The organism is Polaromonas sp. P1_F9, from assembly GCF_056405615.1.
In genome coordinates this window covers 132657-153793 of record NZ_JBFUBT010000002.1, presented here as the reverse complement: position 1 = coordinate 153793, position 21137 = coordinate 132657, and the positions used below count along the sequence as shown (strand labels likewise).

General features: G+C 61.7%; 20 protein-coding genes. 10 read left to right on the top strand and 10 right to left on the bottom strand.

From position 1 onward, the window contains the following. Positions 1-3 precede the first annotated feature (3 nt). Entirely contained in the window at positions 4-924 is a 921-nt protein-coding gene (locus AC1DYR_RS05810) for an AAA family ATPase (protein WP_477646801.1), read from the bottom strand. A gap of 41 nt (positions 925-965) precedes the next feature. Between AC1DYR_RS05810 and AC1DYR_RS05805 the strand changes: the two genes are divergently transcribed. From AC1DYR_RS05805 to AC1DYR_RS05770, 8 genes are all read left to right on the top strand, one after another. Further along, positions 966-1919, top strand: a complete 954-nt coding sequence (locus tag AC1DYR_RS05805; RefSeq protein ID WP_477704250.1) for a histone deacetylase family protein — start codon at positions 966-968, stop codon at positions 1917-1919. 7 nt (positions 1920-1926) lie between these two features. Further along, complete coding sequence (locus AC1DYR_RS05800; protein ID WP_477704249.1) at positions 1927-2733, top strand: enoyl-CoA hydratase; 807 nt, start codon at positions 1927-1929, stop codon at positions 2731-2733. Continuing rightward, entirely contained in the window at positions 2712-4067 is a 1356-nt protein-coding gene (locus tag AC1DYR_RS05795; RefSeq protein WP_477704248.1) for a mechanosensitive ion channel family protein, read from the top strand. The genes AC1DYR_RS05800 and AC1DYR_RS05795 overlap by 22 nt, the downstream gene beginning before the upstream one ends. Before the next feature lie 327 nt (positions 4068-4394). Beyond that, positions 4395-5144, top strand: a complete 750-nt coding sequence (locus AC1DYR_RS05790) for an electron transfer flavoprotein subunit beta/FixA family protein (RefSeq protein ID WP_477700186.1) — start codon at positions 4395-4397, stop codon at positions 5142-5144. Between the two features lie 11 nt (positions 5145-5155). Further along, entirely contained in the window at positions 5156-6088 is a 933-nt protein-coding gene (locus AC1DYR_RS05785; RefSeq protein WP_477704247.1) for an electron transfer flavoprotein subunit alpha/FixB family protein, read from the top strand. A 91-nt stretch (positions 6089-6179) separates the two neighbouring features. Further along, a complete protein-coding gene (locus tag AC1DYR_RS05780) occupies positions 6180-7970 on the top strand; it encodes an acyl-CoA dehydrogenase (protein WP_477704246.1) in 1791 nt (596 codons plus the stop codon). Positions 7971-8068: 98 nt separating this feature from the next. Beyond that, entirely contained in the window at positions 8069-9031 is a 963-nt protein-coding gene (locus AC1DYR_RS05775) for an NAD(P)H-dependent flavin oxidoreductase (RefSeq protein ID WP_477671082.1), read from the top strand. Positions 9032-9105: 74 nt separating this feature from the next. Next, positions 9106-10191, top strand: coding sequence for an acyltransferase family protein (locus AC1DYR_RS05770; protein ID WP_477704245.1), 1086 nt, complete (start codon positions 9106-9108; stop codon positions 10189-10191). A 71-nt stretch (positions 10192-10262) separates the two neighbouring features. On the opposite strand, the gene AC1DYR_RS05765 is transcribed toward AC1DYR_RS05770, so the two are convergent. After that, positions 10263-10610 (bottom strand): DOPA 4,5-dioxygenase family protein, encoded by a 348-nt coding sequence (locus tag AC1DYR_RS05765; protein ID WP_477646791.1) that lies wholly within the window; start codon positions 10608-10610, stop codon positions 10263-10265. A 78-nt stretch (positions 10611-10688) separates the two neighbouring features. After that, positions 10689-10955 (bottom strand): hypothetical protein, encoded by a 267-nt coding sequence (locus tag AC1DYR_RS05760; RefSeq protein ID WP_477704244.1) that lies wholly within the window; start codon positions 10953-10955, stop codon positions 10689-10691. A 148-nt stretch (positions 10956-11103) separates the two neighbouring features. On the opposite strand from AC1DYR_RS05760, the gene AC1DYR_RS05755 reads away from it, so the two are divergent. Both AC1DYR_RS05755 and AC1DYR_RS05750 read left to right on the top strand, forming a co-directional pair. Beyond that, positions 11104-12201, top strand: a complete 1098-nt coding sequence (locus AC1DYR_RS05755) for a PA0069 family radical SAM protein (protein WP_477704243.1) — start codon at positions 11104-11106, stop codon at positions 12199-12201. A gap of 88 nt (positions 12202-12289) precedes the next feature. Next, positions 12290-12730 carry a GNAT family N-acetyltransferase gene (locus tag AC1DYR_RS05750; protein WP_477704242.1) on the top strand — a complete coding sequence of 147 codons (441 nt, stop codon included), beginning with the start codon at positions 12290-12292 and terminating at the stop codon, positions 12728-12730. Positions 12731-12750: 20 nt separating this feature from the next. On the opposite strand, the gene AC1DYR_RS05745 is transcribed toward AC1DYR_RS05750, so the two are convergent. From AC1DYR_RS05745 to dnaJ, 7 genes are all read right to left on the bottom strand, one after another. Further along, positions 12751-13419: an amino acid ABC transporter permease gene (locus tag AC1DYR_RS05745; protein ID WP_477704241.1), complete on the bottom strand. Its 669-nt coding sequence runs from the start codon at positions 13417-13419 to the stop codon at positions 12751-12753. A 94-nt stretch (positions 13420-13513) separates the two neighbouring features. Next, positions 13514-14311, bottom strand: a complete 798-nt coding sequence (locus AC1DYR_RS05740; RefSeq protein WP_477674034.1) for a transporter substrate-binding domain-containing protein — start codon at positions 14309-14311, stop codon at positions 13514-13516. A gap of 131 nt (positions 14312-14442) precedes the next feature. Beyond that, the gene (locus AC1DYR_RS05735; protein ID WP_477704240.1) at positions 14443-16137 is read right to left on the bottom strand and encodes a phosphoethanolamine transferase; all 1695 of its coding nucleotides are present in this window, start codon (positions 16135-16137) and stop codon (positions 14443-14445) included. Between the two features lie 60 nt (positions 16138-16197). Continuing rightward, positions 16198-17076, bottom strand: coding sequence for an S-formylglutathione hydrolase (fghA, locus tag AC1DYR_RS05730; protein ID WP_477704239.1), 879 nt, complete (start codon positions 17074-17076; stop codon positions 16198-16200). Between the two features lie 6 nt (positions 17077-17082). Further along, positions 17083-18189, bottom strand: coding sequence for an S-(hydroxymethyl)glutathione dehydrogenase/class III alcohol dehydrogenase (locus tag AC1DYR_RS05725; protein WP_477704238.1), 1107 nt, complete (start codon positions 18187-18189; stop codon positions 17083-17085). A 314-nt stretch (positions 18190-18503) separates the two neighbouring features. Beyond that, the gene (locus AC1DYR_RS05720; protein WP_477704237.1) at positions 18504-19721 is read right to left on the bottom strand and encodes a glycerophosphodiester phosphodiesterase; all 1218 of its coding nucleotides are present in this window, start codon (positions 19719-19721) and stop codon (positions 18504-18506) included. Positions 19722-19843: 122 nt separating this feature from the next. Next, complete coding sequence (gene dnaJ, locus AC1DYR_RS05715) at positions 19844-20989, bottom strand: molecular chaperone DnaJ (RefSeq protein WP_477704236.1); 1146 nt, start codon at positions 20987-20989, stop codon at positions 19844-19846. Positions 20990-21137: the final 148 nt, after the last annotated feature.

The window sequence follows — 21137 nt, the reverse complement described above, 5'->3', positions numbered from 1 at the left end:
TCTTCAGGGAAGAGGCACGGCGTCGAGCATGGCCCGCACCTGCTCCACAGGGCCGCGCCCGGCGTCGCTGACGGGAATGAGCCGGTGTGCGGCGGTTTGCGGCAGCACGGCAGCAATGTCGTCCGGCGCTACGTAGTCCCGCTTGCTCAGGAAGGCCTGTGCTTTGGCGGCCCGCATGATGGCAATGCCTGCGCGCGGGCTGAGGCCTTGCAGAAACCAGCGGCCCGAGCGGGTCGCGGTGACCAGGTCCTGCAGGTAGTTCAGCAGCGGCTCCGACGCATGAACCTGCGCCACCATCTGCTGCAGCTCCAGCAGGTCGTGCGGTGCCAGCAGGGCTGGCAGCTTTTCGACCATGTCGCGCCGGTCGGCGCCCCGCAGCAGTTCGCGTTCGGCGGCACGGTCGGGGTAGCCCAGCGAAATCCGCATGTGAAAGCGGTCCAGCTGGGATTCAGGCAGGGCGTAGGTGCCGAGCTGGTCGTGCGGATTCTGCGTGGCGATCACAAAAAACGGCAGAGGCAGGGGCCGGGTTTCGCCTTCGACCGTGACCTGCTTTTCCTCCATGGCTTCGAGCAGGGCGCTTTGGGTTTTCGGGCTGGCCCGGTTGATTTCATCGGCCAGCAGAACCTGCGCGAAAACCGGCCCTGGGTGAAACACAAAACTTTCCTTCTGGCGTTCGTAAATCGACACACCCGACAAATCGCTGGGCATCAGGTCGGCGGTGAACTGCACCCGGGAAAACTGCAGCCCGAAAGAACGGGACAGCGCATGGGCCAGGGTGGTTTTTCCGACCCCCGGAACGTCTTCAATCAGCAGGTGGCCGCCGGCCAGCAGGCAGGCCACGCAGTCCTGTACCTGTGCCGGTTTTCCGACGATGACCGTGTTAAGCTGATCAAGAAGTGCCTGGAGTTTTTCTGTGACTTTCATGGTGCCAACCATACCGTAATTTTTTTACAAATTATTTCCCCATGAACGCGACTGGTTATTTCACGCACGCAGATTGCCGCAAGCATGAGATGGGCCCCGGCCACCCGGAATGTCCGGAGCGGCTCGACGCGATTGACGACTGGTTGCTGGCTACCGGCGTCAAGGACGCCCTGGACGCACGCGAGGCCCCCCTGGCGGCGCTGGGCGACATCGAGCTGGCGCACGACCGCATGATGGTGGCGGCGATCCGCGGCCTGAGCGACAGCCTGGTCGATGACATCCAGGCCGGCGGGCCGGCCTATGCGCAGATAGACCCCGATACCGCGCTCAATGCGTACACCTGGAACGCCGCCCTGCGCGCGACCGGCGCCGTGCTGGCGGCCACTGACGCTGTGATGTCCGGAGAGCTTGAGAACGCGTTTTGCGCGGTGCGCCCGCCGGGCCACCATGCCTGCCACAACCGGTCCATGGGATTTTGCGTTTTCAACAGCGTCGCCGTTGCGGCCAAATATGCGCTGGAGCGCCACGGCCTCAAGCGCGTGGCGATTGTCGACTTCGACGTGCACCACGGCAACGGCACCGAGGACATCCTCAGCGGCGACGACCGTGTCCTGATGGTCAGCTTTTTCCAGCACCCGTTTTACCCTTACACCGGCACCGAAAACCACGCCAGCAACATGCTCAACCTGCCCGTGCCGGCCTATACCAAGGGAATGGCCGTGCGTGAGCTGATCGAAGCGGCGTGGATTCCGCGCCTGGAAGAGTTCAAGCCTGAGATGATTTTCATCAGCGCCGGTTTTGATGCGCACCGCGACGATGACCTGGGCCAGATGGGACTGGTCGAGCAGGACTACGCCTGGATCACCCAGCGCCTGAAGGACGTCGCCAGGCGCCATTCGCAAGGCCGCATCGTCTCGTCGCTGGAAGGTGGCTACAACCTGAATGCGCTGGCGCGCAGCGTGGAAGCGCATATCCGCGTCCTGGCCGATTTGTAGGGCATTCATGAGTGCCGTATCTGCTGAGCTTTCGGCTCCCGTGCTTCATACGCAGGACGCGCGCGGTGTCCAACGTCTGGTGCTGAACCGGGCGGCCACTTTTAATGCGCTCAGTGAAGACGTGCTGTCTGCACTGCAGGCTGCACTGGATTTGATCGCGGCCGACAGCTCGGCGCGCGCGGTGGTCATCTCGGCCGAGGGCAAGGCTTTTTGTGCTGGCCACAACCTCAAGGACATGCGGGCCCGGCCCGAGCTGGCCTATTACCAGAAACTCTTTGCGCAGTGCACACGCATGATGCTCAGTATCCAGAAGCTGCCGGTGCCGGTGATTGCGCAGGTGCAGGGCCTGGCCACGGCGGCTGGCTGCCAGCTGGTGGCGCAATGCGACCTGGCGGTGGCCGCCAGCGACGCGACTTTTGGCGTGAACGGCATTGACGTGGGCCTCTTTTGCGCCACGCCCAGCGTGCCGCTGGTGCGCAACGTTCCTGCCAAACAGGCCATGGAAATGTTGCTCACCGGTGAATTCATTACCGCGGACGAAGCACGTGCGCGGGGGCTGGTGAACCGGGTCGCGCCATCGGAGTTGCTTTGCGATGAAGTCGAAAAACTCTTGCAGTCGCTCCTGTCCAAGCCGCGCGAAGCACTCGCCATGGGCAAGGCGCTTTTCTACCAGCAACGTGAAACCGGCATCGAGGCCGCTTACCAGCTGGCGGGCCAGTCCATGGCCTGCAACATGGCCCATGCTGTGGCACAGGAAGGTGTGCAGGCCTTCATCGAAAAAAGGAAACCCCAATGGCCAGCGCCGGCGCCCTGACGACCCGTTCCGCTTCTCCCCGCATCGATACCCTGGACGGCTGGTTTACGGCGCTGACCCAGCCTACGGCCCTGAAGGAACTGGCGGCGCTGGTCGTCTGCGTGTTGCTGGCCTGGTTGGTGGTGCGCGTGGCAAGCCGGGCACGCTCGCTGGCCGACGAATCCTCCATCCTTTTCGGACGGCGCGTGATTGACGGAGTGCTGTTTCCGCTGTTGCTGCTGTCTTTTGCCTATGCGGCGCAAGCCCTCCTGGCGCGTGTCATGCCGCTGGCCCTGTTCAAGGTGGCGATACCGGTGCTGCTATCGCTGGCCGCAATTCGCCTGGGGGTCAAGGTACTGCAGGTGGCTTTCAAGGACGCCCCGCTGGTGCGGGCCCTGGAGCGCACCATTTCCTGGCTGGCCTGGATCGCCATGGTGTTGTGGGTCAGCGGCTTCTTGCCGGTGATTCTTGATGAGCTCGACGACATCAAGTGGAAGGTCGGCAATTCGACGCTGTCGGTGCGCACCATGATTGAGGGCGCGCTGACGGCCGGCGTCGTGCTGCTGATCACGCTGTGGATTTCCTCGGCCATCGAAGCGCGCGTGTTGCGCTCGGCCACCGGCAGTGAGCTTTCCCTGCGCAAGGCGGTCAGCAACGCCGCGCGAGCGGTGCTGATGTTTGTGGGCCTGCTGCTGGCGCTGTCGGCGGTGGGCATCGACCTCACCGCTTTGTCCGTGCTGGGCGGCGCCATCGGGGTGGGTGTGGGTTTCGGTTTGCAAAAGCTGGCCGCCAGCTATGTCAGCGGCTTTGTCATGCTGGCTGAGCGCAGCGTGCGCATCGGCGACAACGTGCGGGTGGACACCTTCGAGGGGCGCATCACCGACATCAATGCGCGTTACACCATCGTGCGTGCGCCGTCGGGCCGCGAATCCATCGTGCCGAATGAAATGTTCATCAGCAACCGCGTTGAAAACCTGTCGCTGACCGATTCCCAGGTGCTCCAGTCCACCGTGGTATCAGTCGGTTATGACAGCGACGTCGAGCTGGTGATGCGTCTGTTGATCGAGGCGGCGCTGAAGCAGGACCGCGTGCTGCGAGACCCTGGGCCAGGGGCCAACCTCACCAACTTCGGCGCCGACGGGCTGGAGTTCACGCTCAACTACTGGATGGTCGACCCGGAAAACGGCCAGCAGAACCTGCGCTCGCGTGTCAACCTCGCCATTCTGGAGTCCCTGCGCTCGCACGGCATAGACATTCCGTACCCGCAGCGTGTAGTGCATACCCGCGTGAACGTTTCGGAGGACGCAAAAAGCGCGGAGGGCGGGAAAGGCGCCGCCAGTGCCAGGCCTTCCTGAGCGGGTCAAGGATGGCTTGTGGTGCGCCTTTTCCCTGTTCCGTCACCTGTTGCTGCATCGGCAGTTGACGCTTGAAAGACACCTGCAGGCCAGGGGTTGGGCAGGATGCTCTAATTCCGTGTGTCCGGCCCTTTATAATGAAAAATAGAACGACCGTTCTTTTTCTGCCTGGGCCCCCCTGGATACCCTCCGGTGACCAGTCCCGCAGTCCGCATCAGGAATACCGCAGCATAGAATGCAAAGTTTACGTTTACGTTAACGTCAATTCAGTCCCGATTTCATTTCGATTTCAACTAGTACTCAATCCATCAACTCTGGAGTCCTCTCATGAAGGTCTTGGTTCCCGTCAAACGCGTTGTGGACTACAACGTCAAAGTCCGCGTCAAATCCGATGGCACTGGTGTCGACATCGCCAACGTCAAGATGAGCATGAACCCGTTTGACGAGATCGCCGTTGAAGAAGCGACGCGCCTGAAGGAAAAGGGCGTCGTGACCGAAGTCATCGCCGTCAGCTGCGGTGTGCTGCAGTGCCAGGAAACCCTGCGCACCGCCATGGCCATCGGCGCCGACCGCGCCATCCTGGTCGAGACCGCCGAAGAACTGCAGCCGCTGGCTGTGGCCAAGCTGCTCAAGGCGCTGGTCGAAAAAGAACAACCCCAGCTCGTCATCCTCGGCAAACAGGCGATTGACGACGACTGCAACCAGACCGGCCAGATGCTGGCTGCGCTGCTGGGCTGGCCCCAGGCCACCTTTGCCTCCAAGGTTGAAGTTGCAGACGGCAAGGCCAAGGTCACGCGCGAAGTCGACGGCGGGCTGGAAACCCTCTCGCTCACGCTGCCGGCCATCATCACGACCGACCTGCGCCTCAATGAGCCGCGCTACGTCACCTTGCCCAACATCATGAAGGCCAAGAAGAAGCAGCTCGACAACATCAAGCCCGAAGAGCTCGGCGTCGACGTCAAGCCGCGCATCAAGACCCTGAAGGTCAGCGAGCCGCCCAAGCGCAGCGCAGGCATCAAGGTGGCCGACGTGGCTGCCCTGGTGGACAAGCTCAAGAACGAAGCCAAAGTAATTTAAGGACTGATGACATGACCGCACTCGTTATTGCAGAACACGACAACGCCAGCATCAAGCCAGCGACCCTCAACACCGTGACCGCAGCCGCCCAGTGCGGCGGCGATGTGCACGTGCTGGTGGCCGGCAAGGGTGCCGAAGCCGCCGCCAAGGCCGCCGCGGCGATTGCCGGCGTGGCCAAAGTCATCCACGTCGAAGGCGATCATTTCGCCCACGGCCTGGCCGAGAACATGGCCGCGCAGGTACTGGCCATCGCCGGCGCCTATTCGCACATCCTGTTTCCCGCCACCGCCTCGGGCAAGAACATCGCCCCCCGCGTGGCCGCGACGCTGGACGTCGGCCAGATTTCCGATATCACCAAGGTCGATGCCGCCGATACCTTCGAGCGCCCCATCTACGCCGGCAACGCGATCGCCATCGTGCAAAGTCTGGACGCGACCAAAGTCATCACCGTGCGCACTACCGGCTTTGACGCTGCTGCCGCCACTGGTGGCTCCGCTGCGATCGAAACGCCCGCGGGCGTTGCCGACAGCGGCAGGTCGACCTTCCTGGGTTCCGAGATCGCCAAGAGCGACCGCCCCGAGCTGACGGCCGCCAAGATCATCGTCTCCGGCGGCCGTGCGATGGGCTCCAGCGAGAAATTCAACGAAGTGCTGACGCCGCTGGCCGACAAGCTGGGCGCAGCTCTCGGCGCATCGCGCGCAGCGGTTGACGCGGGCTACGCCCCCAATGACTGGCAAGTGGGTCAGACCGGCAAGATTGTCGCGCCCCAGCTCTACATCGCCGCCGGTATTTCCGGTGCGATCCAGCATCTGGCCGGCATGAAAGACAGCAAGGTCATCGTGGCGATCAACAAGGATCCGGAAGCGCCTATTTTTAGCGTCGCTGACTACGGTCTCGAGGCCGACTTGTTCACTGCTGTACCCGAGTTGGTTGCCGCACTGTAATTGCAGGCATCAAAGGGCGTCTTCGTGACGCCCTTTTTGTATCCGGACTTGCCGCGCACCGACGGCAGCCATCGACTAAGTGGAGAGACAAATGAGTTACACCGCCCCCCTGAAGGACATGCTGTTTGACATCAAACACCTGGCCAACATTGAACAGATCGCGCAAATCCCCGGCTTTGAAGAAGCCGGCTTCGACACCGCGCAGGCTGTACTTGAGGAGTGCGCCAAGTTCAATGAGGGCGTGCTTGCGCCGCTGAACCGCGACGGCGACATCAATCCTTCCAGCTGGAAGAATGGTGAAGTCACCACTACGCCCGGCTTCAAGGACGCCTTCCGGCAATACGTCGAGGGCGGCTGGCAGGGTCTGCAGCACCCGGCCGATTTTGGCGGCCAGGGTTTGCCCAAAACCATAGGTGCCGCCTGCGGCGAAATGCTCAATTCCGCCAACATGAGTTTTGCTCTGTGCCCGCTGCTGAGCGATGGTGCCATCGAAGCACTGCTCACGGCTGGCTCCGACGAACTCAAGGCGGTCTACCTTGAAAAATTGGTGAGCGGCCAATGGACAGGCACCATGAACCTGACCGAGCCGCAAGCTGGTTCGGACCTCGCCATGGTGCGCAGCCGTGCCGAGCCGCAGCCCGACGGCACGTACAAGGTTTTCGGCACCAAGATCTTCATCACCTATGGTGAGCACGACATGGCCGAGAACATCGTGCACCTCGTTCTCGCCCGCGTGACCGGCGCGCCCGAAGGTGTCAAGGGCATCAGCCTCTTTGTCGTGCCAAAATTCATGGTCGGCAAAGACGGCACCCTGGGCGCGCGCAACGACGTGCACTGCGTGAGCATCGAGCACAAGATGGGCATCAAGGCGTCGCCCACCGCCGTGCTGCAATACGGTGACAACGGCGGCGCCGTCGGCTACATCGTCGGTGAAGAAAACCGCGGCCTCGAGTACATGTTCATCATGATGAACTCGGCACGCTACGCGGTCGGCATGCAGGGCATCGCGATTGCCGAGCGCGCCTACCAGAAGGCTGTGGAATTTTCCAAAGACCGCGTGCAGAGCCGACCTGTCGATGGCTCCATCAAGGCCAGCGCGCCCATCATTCACCACCCGGACGTCAAGCGCATGCTCATGACCATGCGCGCCTACATTGAAGGCTGCCGCGCCATGGCTTCCGTGGCAGCTGCCGCTTATGACGCGACCCATCACCACCCCGATGCGGATGTGCGCAAGCAGAACCAGGCGTTTTACGAATTCATGGTGCCACTGGTCAAGGGCTACAGCACTGAAATGAGCCTGGAAGTGACTTCGCTGGGTGTGCAGGTGCACGGCGGCATGGGCTTTATTGAAGAAACCGGCGCGGCCCAGTACTACCGCGACGCCAAGATTCTGACCATCTACGAAGGCACGACCGCCATTCAGGCCAACGACCTGATCGGCCGCAAGACTTTGCGCGACGGCGGCCAGACGGCCAGGGCGATTGCCGCGCAGATCGAGAAAACCGAAGGCGAGCTGCTCAAGCAGGGCAGCGCCGACGCGCTGGCCGTGGCCAAGCGCCTGAAGGCCGCGCGCCTGGCATTCATCGATGTGGTGGATTTCGTGGCGGGCAACACTAAGGCCAGCCCCAACGCCGTGTTTGCCGGCAGCGTTCCTTACCTCATGCTCGCGGGCAATGTGGTGGCCGGCTGGCAGATGGCGCGTTCGCTGCTGGTGGCGCAAGAGCAAATCGCCCAGGGTGTTGATGTTGCCTTCATGCAGGCCAAGATCACCACCGCGCGCTTTTACGCCGACCACCTGCTGACCAAGGCGCCTGGCGTGCGCGACAGCATTGTGGAAGGCGCAGACAGCGTCACGGCGCTGGCGCTGGACGCGTTCTGACCTTGCATACACTGCTATTTATTTGATAGCTGCTTGCGCGCGTCAGTAAAGGGATGCAGCATGTTTTTTCTTGAATTCAGAATAACAACGGAGCCACCATGTCCAGACTGCCCGGCGCATTGAACAAGCTGCCTTTGCCCATCATCGGTTCGCCGCTCTTCATCATCAGCAACCCCAAGCTGGTCATCGCGCAGTGCAAGGCTGGTGTCGTCGGCGCCATGCCCGCGCTTAACGCCCGGCCTGCGTCGCAGCTCGATGAGTGGCTGGCCGAGATCACCGAGGCACTGGCAGCCCACAACAAGGCCAACCCCGACAAACCCGCCGCGCCTTTTGCCATCAACCAGATCGTGCACAAGTCCAACGACCGGCTGGAGCACGACATGGAGATGTGCGTGAAGTACAAGGTGCCCATCTACATCACCAGCCTGGGTGCACGCGAAGACATCAACGCTGCCGCCCACAGCTATGGCGGCGTGGTGCTGCACGACATCATCAACAACAAGTTCGCGCGCAAGGCAATTGAAAAGGGCGCCGACGGCCTGGTGGCCGTGGCCGCCGGTGCGGGCGGCCATGCGGGCGTCAAAAGCCCGTTCGCGCTGATCCAGGAAATCCGCCAGTGGTTTGACGGCCCTCTGGCGCTGTCCGGCGCCATCTCTACTGGCGGCGCGGTGCTGGCCGCGCAGGCCATGGGCGCAGACTTTGCCTATATCGGTTCGGCCTTCATCGCGACAGACGAAGCGCGCGCGGCCGACGCCTACAAGCAGGCCATCGTCGACGGCAACTCCGACGACATCGTCTACAGCAGCCTCTTTACCGGCGTGCACGGCAACTATCTCGCGCCGTCGATTCGCGCAGCCGGCATGGATCCTGAGAACCTTCCCGAAGGCGACGTCAAGACCATGAACTTTGGCGGCGGCGAGGGCAGCAAGTCCAAGGCCTGGAAAGACATCTGGGGCTGCGGCCAGGGCATTGGCTCTGTCAGCAAGGTCCAAAGCGCCGCGGCCTTTGTGGACCAGCTCAGGCGCGAGTACGAGCTGGCACGCCAACGGGTCTGCGCTTAAGCGTCATCGGTACCCAGAGCAGCGCTGCGACTGAAACACCCGCTTTGACAACCGCAACCCGACGCTTTCCCGGCATGGATGCCCTCAAAGGGCTGGCCTGCGTCCTCATTGTTTTGCATCACCTGGCTTTTTATGGCCCGATGTCGGATGTGGTGCACCCGTTTGCACCGGCCCTGATGGACTGGCTTTACGACTACGGCCGCATGGCTGTGCAGGTGTTCCTCGTCGTGAGTGGTTTTCTGGCGGCGGCCTCGCTTGCGCCACAGGGTGTGGCCGTGTTCGGCGCACCTGGCGCCCTGATTTTTCGCCGCTACTGGCGGCTCGTCAAACCCTATCTGGTGGCGCTGGCCGTGAGCATGCTCGTGGCCGCGCTGGTCAGGCCCTGGTTCGCACATCATTCGGTGCCGGAGGTCCCTACGGTGCACCAGCTACTGGCCCACGTCCTGCTGCTGCAGGACTTGCTCGGGCAGGACGCGCTTTCTGCCGGTGTCTGGTACGTGGCCATCGACTTCCAGCTCTACGCCATGGCGGTTCTCATTTTTGCCTTTGCCCGGCGGTTCCAGTTTCAGCCGCATGACGGCGACGCAACACACACCACTTCGGTTTCGGCCCCGCTCGGCGTCAGCCTCATTCTGATGGTCGCCTTGGCCTCGCTGCTGTTTTTTAACCGCCTGCCGGCCTTTGATGTCACCGCCCTCTATTTTTGCGGCTCCTATGCCCTGGGCATGTTGGCCTTCTGGGCCGCAAACCGTCTCGGCGCGCGGCGCAGCTTCTGGCTCGTGACCCTGGCGGTCATGGGCGGGCTGGCTCTGGCGCTGGATTTCAGGGGGCGCCTGGTCGTGGCGCTCGTTACCGCCTTCGGCCTGGTCGGGCTGGCGGTGCTGCAGCCAGGTGCCTGGCCGGTGCGGTGGTTGCAGCAACGCCGGCTGGTGCAGTTGGGCCGCATGTCCTACTCTGTGTTCCTCATCCACTTTCCGGTGTGCCTGCTGGTTAATGCCATCGTGAGCCATTTCTGGCCCACGCAACTTGCGGCAAACGTCCTGGGCCTGTTGTCGGCGTTCCTGCTGTCGCTGCTGGCGGGTTGGGTGCTGTATCAGTCGGTGGAATCTCGGCCGATTCCTTTGCGGCCGCGCTGGCTGAGTCGCTTTTATTTGCGTTAAAAAGCAGCTCTTCGCCTTTCTGGACGGGCGCAAGCAGCTATTGAATTAATAGCATTCAACCGGAGCCCGGCTCACCGCCTGAACATCTCCAGCTTCAACGCGGCAGGCTCGCCCAGCCATGACGCATGCGTGGTGTGGTCGGCCAGGTCGTCACCGGTAAGCCCGTGCACAAACACATCCAGCCCGTCGCGGTGTTCTTCGAGCCAGGGAATGACGCTGCCGAACGCCGCACGGTCAAATGCCAGCTGGCAACTCCAGCGCGGGTGCGGTCCCACCTCTCGTTCATGCACCCGCCCCACGGCAATCCCGAAAAGCGCGCCAGCTTTTTCGCACAGGGCACGTGCCTGCTCAACGGTGCCGGGCCCGAAATACACGTGGGCGTGGTAGCGGGCATAAAGGTTTTCAGGTCGCTGAATCATGGTGAAACGGAAGGGAGGAGAGGGAAGGAAAAATGGAAAAATAGAAAAGGGGCGTATCAATCACGCGTTGGATGAGCCTCAGGCATCCTCCAGAAACATCAGGGTCGGTAGCGGTACATCGGGGTTTTCTTCGCGGGCTTTTGCATGCGTCTGCTTCATGCGCCGCTGGCAATGCGCCAGGTCTTTCACCTGAAACAGAAAAAACACCTCGGCCGCGTCTTCCGCGTTTTGCCAAAGATGCTCCAGGTGCATGCCTTGCTTCGCATGTTCGTCCGCGTCATCTTTCAGCTGTTGTTTGACGGCGGCCAGCGGCGCGCCGGTGAGTTTTGCCAGTATGTGTGCCATGGTATGTCTCCTGCTTTAAACCCATTATTGCGGGCACTGCCGCAGGCATTTGCCAAAGGGTTTTTGTTTGAATATACTGTATTTATATACAGTATCTATGCGCCCCTGCCGAGCGCTGCCCTGCCTCCAACCAAAATCCTGTTGACCCATGTCCGACGCCGTCATCCCCCTCCATGCCATCAAGGGCCGGGGCACTGCTACGCGCATGCCGCACCGGTTTGAGAAAGACGTGCGCAACGCATGGGACGATGGCTGGGGAACGCTGGAAGAAGGCGCGGCGGACGAAGCGCCCCGGATCGAAACCACGGTCACGATGGAAGACGCCCGCAGCGCCATCGTCGGCAACGATTCGCCCGACATCTTTTTTGACTACAGCATCAACCCGTACCGCGGCTGCGAGCATGGCTGCGTGTACTGCTATGCGCGGCCCACGCACAGCTACCTGAACCTTTCGCCGGGGCTGGACTTTGAAACCAGAATCATCGCCAAGCGCAACATTGCCGAGGTGTTGCGCGCCGACCTGCGCAAACGCAGCTATGTTCCCAAGCTGCTTAACATCGGCTCGGCCACAGACTGCTACCAGCCCGCCGAGCGCGAGCTGCGACTGACGCGCGGCATCATCGAGGTGATGCAGGAAGTGCGGCACCCGTTCTCTTTGATCACCAAATCCAGCGGCGTGGAGCGCGACCTCGACTTGCTGGCGCCGCTGGCCGCCGACAAGCTAGCCGCCTCCTACGTGACCATCACCACGCTCGACGGCGAACTCGCGCGCAAGCTCGAGCCGCGCGCGGCCGCACCGCATCGGCGCCTGCGCACCATACGCACGCTGGCAGAGCACGGCGTTCCTGTCGGCGTGAGCGTGGCGCCGCAAATCCCGTTTGTGAACGACGACATGGAGCATGTGCTGGAGGCGGCCTGGGAGGCCGGTGCACGCAGCGCGTTCTACACCGTGATCCGCTTGCCCTGGGAAGTGGCGCCCATTTTCAAGGAGTGGCTGGAGCTGCACTACCCGCAGCGCGCCGCGCGCATCATGGCGCGCATCCACGAAATGCGTGGCGGCAAAGACTACGACAGCGACTTCGCCACGCGCATGAAGGGCCACGGCCTGTGGGCTGAGCTCATCAAGCAGCGTTTTGAGAAAGCCTGCAACCGGATCGGCTTTAATCGCCAGCGTATTGAGCTGGATCTGAGCCGGTTCCGGCCGCCAGCGGCTGCGGGTGCCGAAGGGCAGGGCAGGCTGTTCTGAGGGGCACGCGTCAGTTCGACGCGAGGGCTATAGTCCAACAAGTGTGTGCATCACACCTCATGCTGTCTGAAAATTAAAGGAGTTCACCTTGGCCCTCGAGTGGAAATATTCATCGGAAGGCATGGCCGATGCGGACTGGGAAGAGCTCTCCAATCTCTACCGCCTTGCCCCCTTGGGCGACAAGAAGCCTGCGGACCTGCAGATCGTCTTCTCCAACAGCATGTTCAAGTGCTTTGTGTATGAGGGCAGCAGGCTGATTGCCGCCGGCCGTGCGGTAGCAGACGGCAGGGACTGCTCTTACATCTGCGACATCGCAGTGGCGCCGGACCGGCAGGGATCAGGCATGGGCAAAGACATGGTGGCGGCGCTGGTGAAGCTTTCCAGTGGCCACAAAAAAATCATCCTGTATGCGGTCGCCGGCAAGGAACCGTTTTACCGCAAGCTTGGCTTTCGGCACATGCTGACCGCGATGGCGATTTTTGCGAATACCGAGCAGGCGATTCAGAGTGGTTTGATCAGCGACACCTGATTTTGGTGACCGGTGCTTCGCTAGCGCAGGTAGCTGCGGTTGAGGCGCACTTCGAGCTTTTTCTGCAGCGTTTCGAATGAGGCACTCATCGCCCAGTAAATGCCCGCCGCCGCCAGGTACAGCGGAAAGGGCTGAAAGGTCGTGGCAATCACTTCCTTGGTCGCCAGCATCAGCTCGCCCACGGCAATCACCGACACCAGCGAGGTGTCCTTGATCAGGCTGATCAGGCTGTTCGAAAGGCTGGGAACTGCCAGGCGCAGGGCCTGCGGGCCGATCACATAGCGCAGCGTTTGCGCTTGCGTCAGGCCCAGGCTGCGGGCTGCATTCCATTGGCCGTGTTCCACACCGTTGATCGCGCCGCGAATGGTTTCTGAAAGGTAGGCTCCCACATTCAGGCTCAGGCCCAGGATGCCCGCGCTGATCGGGTCGAACTGGATGCCGATGCTGGGCAACCCAAAATAAATCACAAAGAGCTGCACCAGCAGCGGCGTGCCGCGCATGCAGCTGACATACAGCGTTGCAAATTGCGAAAGCCCAGGCACCTTGGCCAGCCGCGTGACGGCCACGAGGGTGCCGACGATGGCGCCGAAGAAAACAGATGCCACTGCCAGCAGCAGCGTCCACGCGGCGCCCTTGAGCATCAGCGGCAAAGCGTCGCGCAGCAACTGGGTCAAGCCAGACAGATCCATGGGAGTCTCCACAAATAAAAACCCCGGCGAAGAGCCGGGGTGTTTCAGGGCGCCTGCCGGAAGGCGGCGCGCGGCTGATCGAATGTTACTTCGGTTATTTCACGGCGACAGGCGGCTTGCTCACGTCGCGGTCAAACCATTTGGTGGAGATCTTCGCGAAGCTGCCGTCGGCTTGCAGGTCTGCCAGCGCCTTGTCGATGGCGGCCTTGAACTTCGGGTTGTTCTTCACAAAAGGAATGCCGGATTTTTCAAGGTCACCCACGGGTGCACCGGGCTTGAGCGGCAGCTTGGTCTGCTTGACGATGTACGGAATCAGCAGGCTGTCGTTGAGCGCGGCGTCGATGCGGCCCAATGCCAGATCCTGCAAATACTCTTGCGCGCCGGGGTAGGTTTTCACGTCGATGCCGCCCACTTTTTTGGCGATGTCGGCGTAGTTGGTGCCCTGGCCCAGGCCGAGCTTTTTGCCCTTGAGGTCGGCCAGCGTCTTGAACTCGCGCTTTTCGTCCTTGCGGATGATCAGCTGCGGGGCCGAAATGGTGTAGGGCTCGGAGAAGTCAAAGGTCTCCTTGCGTTTATCGGTGATACCGACCTGGTTGATCACGACGTCGTATTTGCCGGCCTGCAGGCCCGCCAGGATGGCGCTCCACTCGCTGGTGGAGAACTCGGCTTTGACGCCCAGCTTTTGCGCCAGGGCATTGGCCAGCTCTACTTCAAAGCCGGCCAGTTGGCCGCCCTCTTTGTAGTTGAAGGGCGGGTAGGTGCCTTCGAGCGCCACTTTGAGTGTGCCGCGCTGCTTGACGGTGTCGAGCAGGTCGGCTGCGCTGGCGCTGAGCGCGAGCGTCAAAAGGAGTGTGGAAGTGATAGTGGAGGCGGCGGCCTTGCGAATATTCATATTCAACTCTTGCATAAGAGAATTGTTATTGAGATGAATATTGAATATTAAATCTGCCGCCACTTTGGTGCATGCGCGGCAGCAAAAGCCCTACGGCGAATCCGGATGCTTCGCGGACGCTGCGCGTGAACTCAGGGCTTGGCGCAGTGGGCGTAGATGTCGAGCGCGGGCTTGTAGACGCTGGTCTGCACATTCATCAGGCCGAGCACCGAGTGAAAGTAGTTGTCGTGGCTCACTGGCGCGTCCAACTGCTGCTTCAGGCACGCGGTGGTCAGCTTGTTGCGCTGCTCGAATCCGGGCGAGAGCCAGGTGATCCACGGCACGCGTTTTTGCACCTCGGGTGCGATGCCATAGGGCATGCCGTGCAGGTAGAGGTTGTTCTCGCCCAGCGACTCGCCATGGTCGGCGAGGTAGAGCAGGGCGGGTGCGCTGCGCGCTTCTTGCGCCTTGAGCCACTGGATGGAAGACGCCAGCAATTTGTCGGTGTAGACGATGCTGTTGTCGTACGCATTGAGCAGGCCTTCGCGACTGCAGCTTTGCAGCGCGTTGTCGGTGCACTCGGGCAGGAATTTTTTGACAGCTTGCGGCGAGCGCTTGTAATACGCCGGGCCGTGGCCGCCCATCTGGTGCATCACGACCACCACGCCTTTGGCGCGGCGCTCGGCCGGCAGCGCGGCAATGCGTTCGTCAATGCCGTGCAGCATGACTTCGTCAAAACATTCGCCGCTATCACACAGGCCTGGTACTTTGAGCTGTACGGTGTTCATGTTGGGCACGCGGTCACACACGCCTTTGCAGCCCGATTGATTGTCGATCCACAGCACGGCCAGGCCCGCGCGCTGCAGCACGTCCAGCATGCCTTCGTAGTTGGTGGGCCGCGAATCATAGGCTTCACGCCCGAAATTGGAGAACATGCAAGGCACCGACGCAGCCGTGCTGGTGCCGCACGACCACGCATTGCGCAGGCTCACGATGTTTTCTTTGGCCAACAGCGGGTTGGTGGGGCGGCCGTAGCCGTTGAGTGAAAAGTTGGCGCTGCGCGCTGTTTCGCCCAACACCAGCAGCAGCAACGGCGGTTTGGTTTGGGCTGTGTAATTGGCGCCGAGTCTGGCGTCTTCGCCCAGAGGGAGCACGACGGATTCGTCGCGCTGGAAAGGCTTGGCTGCGATGGCGCCGAGCGCGTAATAGGAATTGAGTGGATTGATCAGGTAGCGCACATACGTGTAGTTGCGCATCACAGAGGCGATGCTCTGGAAGAACACAAACACCACCAGCACCAGCAACACGCAGGCGCCGGTGAAGGTGGTCGCGTTGACAAGCACTTGTCGCACCGCGCCTGCGCGCCTGACCTTTTGCCGCCACAAGAAGACCATCGGCAGGACCGCCAGCGCCGTCACCGTGGCCAGCAGCCGCCAGTTCAGCAGGTCGCGTGTTTCGCGCACATCGGTCTGCAGCGTGTTGATCATCATGGTCTTGTCGATGACCACACCGTAGGCCATCATGAAGTAGGCGCCGAAGGCCGCCGACAAGAGGAAGATCGTGATGGCCGGCTTGAGCGTCCAGCGCCAGGCCAGCAGGCTGAGCAGCGCCGTGGTGGCCAGCGTGATCACCAGCGCCAGCGCAATGCTGATGACGACAGCCTGGCCGCCAGTGAGGCCGGGCAGGCGGGCCAGTTCGCGCCATAAGGCCACATTGCATGCCGTGGCCATCCAGAGGCTTGCAATGACCACCAGCCACAACGGCTGCATGCCGGCGTCTTGCCGCACAGTGGCCAGGGGAGCGGGCCGCGATGTGGAGGATGCGGAAGGGGAAGGGCGCAGCGGCATAGCGCTGGATTGTATTGGGGCGGCCTTAATGCAGGCTTAAGGCAGCCTCACAGCCTTCAATCAAGCGGCCACGGCCGCGGCCAGACCCAGCTGCCGCGCATGGTGCTGCAGGTGTTCGGCCATGAAGGTTGCGATGAAGTAGTAGCCGTGGTCATAACCTGCATGGCGATGCAACGCCAGCGGTTGGCCTACTTTGGCGCAGGCCGTTTCAAAGAGCTCGGGGTACAGCTGCTCGGCGAGGAATTTGTCGTCCAGCCCCTGGTCTATGCGTATGCCGCCCGGGTAGGGCGCCGCGGGCATCAGGTTCATCAAGGCGGTGGCGTCATGTTCAACCCAGTTTGATTCATCGCTGCCGAGGTAGCCAGTGAAGGCCTTGCGCCCCCACGGGCAGTGGCTGGGCGCGCAGATGGGCGCAAACGCAGAGACGGATGTGAAAAGATCCGGATGCCGGAGTGCCAGCGTCAACGCGCCATGGCCGCCCATCGAGTGGCCGAAGATGCCGATGCGGCCTGCGTCAATCGGCAGGGCGCCCGTCAGCAGCGGCAGCAGCTCTGCCGTGATGTAGCTCTCCATGCGGTAGTGCTGCGACCACGGCGCCTGTGTCGCGTCAAGGTAAAAGCCCGCGCTGCGGCCGAAATCCCAGCTGTCGGTCTCACCCGGAATCTTTGCGCCGCGCGGGCTGGTGTCAGGCGCTATCAGCGCCAGGCCCAGCTCGGCCGCCAGGCGCTGGGCACCGGCTTTGATCATGAAAGTTTCTTCGTTGCAGGTGAGGCCCGCCAGGTAGATCAGCGCCGGCACCATCTCCCCAGTCATGGCTTGCGGCGGCAGGAACACCGAGAACTTCATGGGCAGGCCAATCTCGCGCGAGTCATGCTGGTAAAAGCGCTGCACGCCACCGAAGCAGCCGTGTTCGCTGAGGAGTTCCAGTTGGGTTGCCATGGCCGACTAATAGATGACCACACCGCGAATCGATTCGCCGCTTTTCATCAAATCAAAACCTTTGTTGATATCTTCCAGCGGCATGGTGTGCGTGATCAGGTCGTCGATATTGATCTTGCCTTCCATGTACCAGTCGACGATTTTGGGTACATCAGTGCGGCCGCGCGCGCCGCCGAAGGCCGAGCCTTCCCATTTGCGGCCGGTTACCAGCTGGAAGGGACGGGTGCTGATCTCTGCGCCGGCTTCGGCCACGCCGATGATGATGCTGCGGCCCCAGCCCTTGTGCGTGCATTCCAGCGCCTGGCGCATCACCTTGGTGTTGCCTATGCATTCAAAGCTGTAATCCGCGCCGCCGTCGGTGAGTTGCACGATGGCGTCGACGACGTTTTCGGTGTCCTTGGGGTTGATGAAGTGCGTCATGCCGAATTTGCGCGCCATCTCCTGCCGCGCGGGGTTGATGTCGACGCCGATGATCTTGTCGGCGCCCACCATCTTCGCGCCCTGAATCACATTGAGGCCAATGCCTCCCAGGCCGAACACCACGACGTTGGCGCCAGCCTCGACCTTGGCGGTAAAGAGCACCGCGCCAATGCCGGTGGTGACGCCGCAGCCGATGTAGCAGACCTTGTCAAAGGGCGCGTCTTCACGAATCTTGGCCAGCGAAATTTCGGGTGCGACGGTGTAGTTGCTGAAAGTGCTGGTGCCCATATAGTGAAAGATGGGTTTGCCGTCCAGGCTGAAGCGGCTGGTGGCGTCGGGCATCAGGCCCTTGCCCTGCGTGCCTCGAATCAGCTGACACAGGTTGGTTTTGCGCGAAAGGCAGAACTTGCATTGCCGGCATTCGGGCGTGTAGAGCGGGATGACGTGGTCGCCTTTTTTGAGCGTTGTCACGCCGGGGCCGACATCGACCACAATGCCCGCGCCCTCATGGCCGAGGATGGCCGGGAAGATGCCTTCCGGGTCGGCGCCCGAGAGCGTGTAGTAATCGGTATGGCAGATGCCGGTGGCCTTGATCTCGACGAGCACCTCACCGAACTTCGGGCCCTGCAGGTCCACGGTTTCAATGGTCAGGGGCTGGCCTGATTTCCAGGCGACGGCGGCTTTGGTTTTCATGGGTGTTGGCTTGCGCTTGAAGTGAATGGGATGAGGTTCAGTGCGTAGGTCACTATAAGCCAGTCACCATCGACAAATCTCGACTGAGGCCATATCTTCACGGGCCCCGATGTTTCATTTTGAGAAAAGCTGGGCCTCGCACCCCGGGCTGTGTAGCCGGCCCTATGGCTGGAATATGCCGCGCATCGTGGAAGCAGAGCCTTCTCGGCCTTCTCTATAAATAAAAAAGCTGCCTGACCCATTAAATATGAGCGCAAGCAGCTATTAATTTCATAGCATTGAGGTTTGGCAGATGAAACCCGCCACGGCTTGTTTCAGCGGCTAGATTCTTTTAGGTACTGCGTGCGTGCGGCGATGGCGGTGTCGGTGAAGTCGGTGAACACGCCGTCAACGCCTGCGCGGTAAAAGGCCAGGTACTCGGCCTTGGCGTCGCCCCGGTAGTCGGTGGCCAGGCGGCGCGACTCGTTGCGGAAGGTGAAGGGATGAACGAACAGGCCTGCCTTGTGCGCATCGGCGACGAAGCTGGTGGCTGGCTGCGAGGTGGAGTCCGCGTCGTTGAGCTTTCCGTCGCGGTTGATGTCGACCTGCTTTCCGTCGGCGCCGAAGGTGCCCTGGGTGCTGATGATGTAGCGCTTCCAGGGGCCGATGCCGTCTGCGTAGGTCTTGATCTCTGCCAGGCCTGCGGGTGTGACCATGGCGCTGAAGAAACGCTTGTCGCCGGCCTTGGTCCAGTCGTAGGGGCGATCGCTGGGCACCGAAAAGGTCACGCGGCCGGTTTTCGGGTCAATGCCGTCGCCGTCGATCAGCTGGATCAGGCGCGTGTTGAGGCCCTTGCTCTTCATGTACTTGAGGCTGCCGGGCTCGAACGACTGCACGTAGATCGGCGCGGTCTTGCTGTTCCAGCCGGCTGCGTTGATGATGGCGATCAGCTTGTCCTCCATCGGCAGGCCGAGTTCGCGGAAGTAGGTCGGATTCTTGGTTTCCGGGTAGATCGCAATCGTGCGGCCTGTCTTGATGGATTGAGCCTTGGCCATGTCCACCACTTCCTGAAGGGTCGGGATTTTGTATTGGCCGTTGAACTGCTGCGGGCGCTCGGCGTCGGTCGAGATCGCGCCCAGGGTGCGAATCTCGGCCAGCGTGAAGTCGTTGCTGAACCAGCCGGTCTGCGTTTCGCCGTCGACCTGGATGGTCTTCTTGCGCGAAGCGAACTCCGGGTGTTTGGCCACGTCGGTGCTGATCGCCAGGTTGGGGTCGTGACGGGTGACCAGCACGCCGTCCTTCGTCACGACCAGGTCCATCTCGATCACGTCGGCGCCGAGTTCGATCGCCCGCACATAGGCCTCCATCGTTTCTTCCGGCACATAACCCGAAGCGCCGCGATGGGCGATGACCAGTGGCGCCTTGCCGTCAAGGGTGGGCAGGCCTGCTTGAGATGTTGTGCCTGAGGAGGAGCAAGCGGTGAGTAGTACGCTGCTGCAAACAAGGGCGAGCAGGCTGCCTTGCTTCACGGCCTGGCGGGTCGATACGGTCATGGGTGTTTCCGGAGTTAAAGGGCTGATCGTATGTGTCTGATCACGACAGGCGTGTGACAGTGTGTAGCGCCCGGCCATAAAAAATGCCGGAGCAGGTCCGGCATTTTTCTGGGGCGCGGGGATCAGGCGCTGAAGAAGCTCTTGAGCTTGTCGGCCCAGCCTTCTTCGCTGGGTGAATGCTTGGCTCCGCCTTTTTTCAGCGACTCGTCCAGCTCCTTGAGCAGCTTGCGCTGGTGCTCGGTCAGTTTGACCGGTGTTTCCACTGTGATATGGCAATACAGGTCACCCGGGTAGCTGGAGCGCACGCCCTTGATGCCCTTGCCGCGCAGGCGGAACTGCTTGCTCGCCTGGGTGCCTTCGGGAATGTCGATGGCCGCTTTGCCGGCGAGTGTCGGCACTTCAATTTCCCCACCCAGTGCGGCGGTGGTGAAACTGATGGGCACGGCGCAGTGCAGGTCGTCGCCGTCGCGCTCGAAGATGTCGTGCTTCTTCAGGCGGATCTCGATATAGAGGTCGCCAGGCGGGCCGCCGTTGGTACCGGGCTCGCCGTTCCCAGTGGAACGGATACGCATGCCGTCGTCGATGCCCGCGGGAATCTTGACTTCGAGTGTCTTGTTATTCTTGGTCTTGCCCACGCCGTGGCAGGTCACGCAAGGTTCGGGAATCAGCTTGCCAGTGCCTTTGCACTGGGGGCAGGTTTGCTGCACGCTGAAGAAACCCTGGCGCATTTGCACCACGCCGTGGCCATGGCAGGTGGTGCAGGTCACCACCTTGGTGCCGGGCTTGGCGCCGCTGCCGTGGCAGGTATTGCAGTCGTCCCAGCTGGGAATGCGAATCTGTGCGTCCTTGCCGTTAGCGGCTTCTTCGAGCGTGATTTCCATGGCGTAGCTCAAGTCGCCGCCACGGTAAACCTGCCGGCCGCCGCCACGTTGTGCCCCGCCGCGCTGGCCGCCGAAGACGTCGCCGAAGATGTCGCCAAAGGCCTCGGCAAAGCCGCCAAAGCCTTCTGCGCCGGGGCCGCCGCGCATGTTGGGGTCTACACCGGCGTGGCCGTACTGGTCGTAGGCCGCGCGCTTGTTCTCGTCGGAAAGCATCTCGTAGGCCTCTTTGGCCTCCTTGAATTTTTCCTCAGCAACCTTGGATGCATCCCCCTGATTGCGGTCCGGGTGGTGCTTCATCGCGAGTTTGCGATATGCCTTCTTGATGTCTTCATCGCTGGCGTTTTTGGCAACGCCCAGCGTGTCGTAATAGTCTTTTTTGGTGGCCATGGCAGGTCAGTCAGGAATCGTTATTGTGAGGGTCAGCGGGAAACACAAAAGCGGAAATCCTGGATTGCTCCCGGTTTTCCGCCTTTGCTGGCTGCCTTCGCCGTCTGCTTTTGCATGCAGTTATCGCGCCAATGCAGGGATGCTTTGT

Bases quoted from the DNA above. Each gene is read 5' to 3' on its own strand.
- AC1DYR_RS05810 (WP_477646801.1), bottom strand. From the start codon at position 924: ATGAAAGTCACAGAAAAACTCCAGGCACTTCTTGATCAGCTTAACACG.
- AC1DYR_RS05805 (WP_477704250.1), top strand. From the start codon at position 966: ATGAACGCGACTGGTTATTTCACGCACGCAGATTGCCGCAAGCATGAG.
- AC1DYR_RS05800 (WP_477704249.1), top strand. From the start codon at position 1,927: ATGAGTGCCGTATCTGCTGAGCTTTCGGCTCCCGTGCTTCATACGCAG.
- AC1DYR_RS05795 (WP_477704248.1), top strand. From the start codon at position 2,712: ATGGCCAGCGCCGGCGCCCTGACGACCCGTTCCGCTTCTCCCCGCATC.
- AC1DYR_RS05790 (WP_477700186.1), top strand. From the start codon at position 4,395: ATGAAGGTCTTGGTTCCCGTCAAACGCGTTGTGGACTACAACGTCAAA.
- AC1DYR_RS05785 (WP_477704247.1), top strand. From the start codon at position 5,156: ATGACCGCACTCGTTATTGCAGAACACGACAACGCCAGCATCAAGCCA.
- AC1DYR_RS05780 (WP_477704246.1), top strand. From the start codon at position 6,180: ATGAGTTACACCGCCCCCCTGAAGGACATGCTGTTTGACATCAAACAC.
- AC1DYR_RS05775 (WP_477671082.1), top strand. From the start codon at position 8,069: ATGTCCAGACTGCCCGGCGCATTGAACAAGCTGCCTTTGCCCATCATC.
- AC1DYR_RS05770 (WP_477704245.1), top strand. From the start codon at position 9,106: ATGGATGCCCTCAAAGGGCTGGCCTGCGTCCTCATTGTTTTGCATCAC.
- AC1DYR_RS05765 (WP_477646791.1), bottom strand. From the start codon at position 10,610: ATGATTCAGCGACCTGAAAACCTTTATGCCCGCTACCACGCCCACGTG.
- AC1DYR_RS05760 (WP_477704244.1), bottom strand. From the start codon at position 10,955: ATGGCACACATACTGGCAAAACTCACCGGCGCGCCGCTGGCCGCCGTC.
- AC1DYR_RS05755 (WP_477704243.1), top strand. From the start codon at position 11,104: ATGTCCGACGCCGTCATCCCCCTCCATGCCATCAAGGGCCGGGGCACT.
- AC1DYR_RS05745 (WP_477704241.1), bottom strand. From the start codon at position 13,419: ATGGATCTGTCTGGCTTGACCCAGTTGCTGCGCGACGCTTTGCCGCTG.
- AC1DYR_RS05740 (WP_477674034.1), bottom strand. From the start codon at position 14,311: ATGAATATTCGCAAGGCCGCCGCCTCCACTATCACTTCCACACTCCTT.
- AC1DYR_RS05735 (WP_477704240.1), bottom strand. From the start codon at position 16,137: ATGCCGCTGCGCCCTTCCCCTTCCGCATCCTCCACATCGCGGCCCGCT.
- fghA (WP_477704239.1), bottom strand. From the start codon at position 17,076: ATGGCAACCCAACTGGAACTCCTCAGCGAACACGGCTGCTTCGGTGGC.
- AC1DYR_RS05725 (WP_477704238.1), bottom strand. From the start codon at position 18,189: ATGAAAACCAAAGCCGCCGTCGCCTGGAAATCAGGCCAGCCCCTGACC.
- AC1DYR_RS05720 (WP_477704237.1), bottom strand. From the start codon at position 19,721: ATGACCGTATCGACCCGCCAGGCCGTGAAGCAAGGCAGCCTGCTCGCC.
- dnaJ (WP_477704236.1), bottom strand. From the start codon at position 20,989: ATGGCCACCAAAAAAGACTATTACGACACGCTGGGCGTTGCCAAAAAC.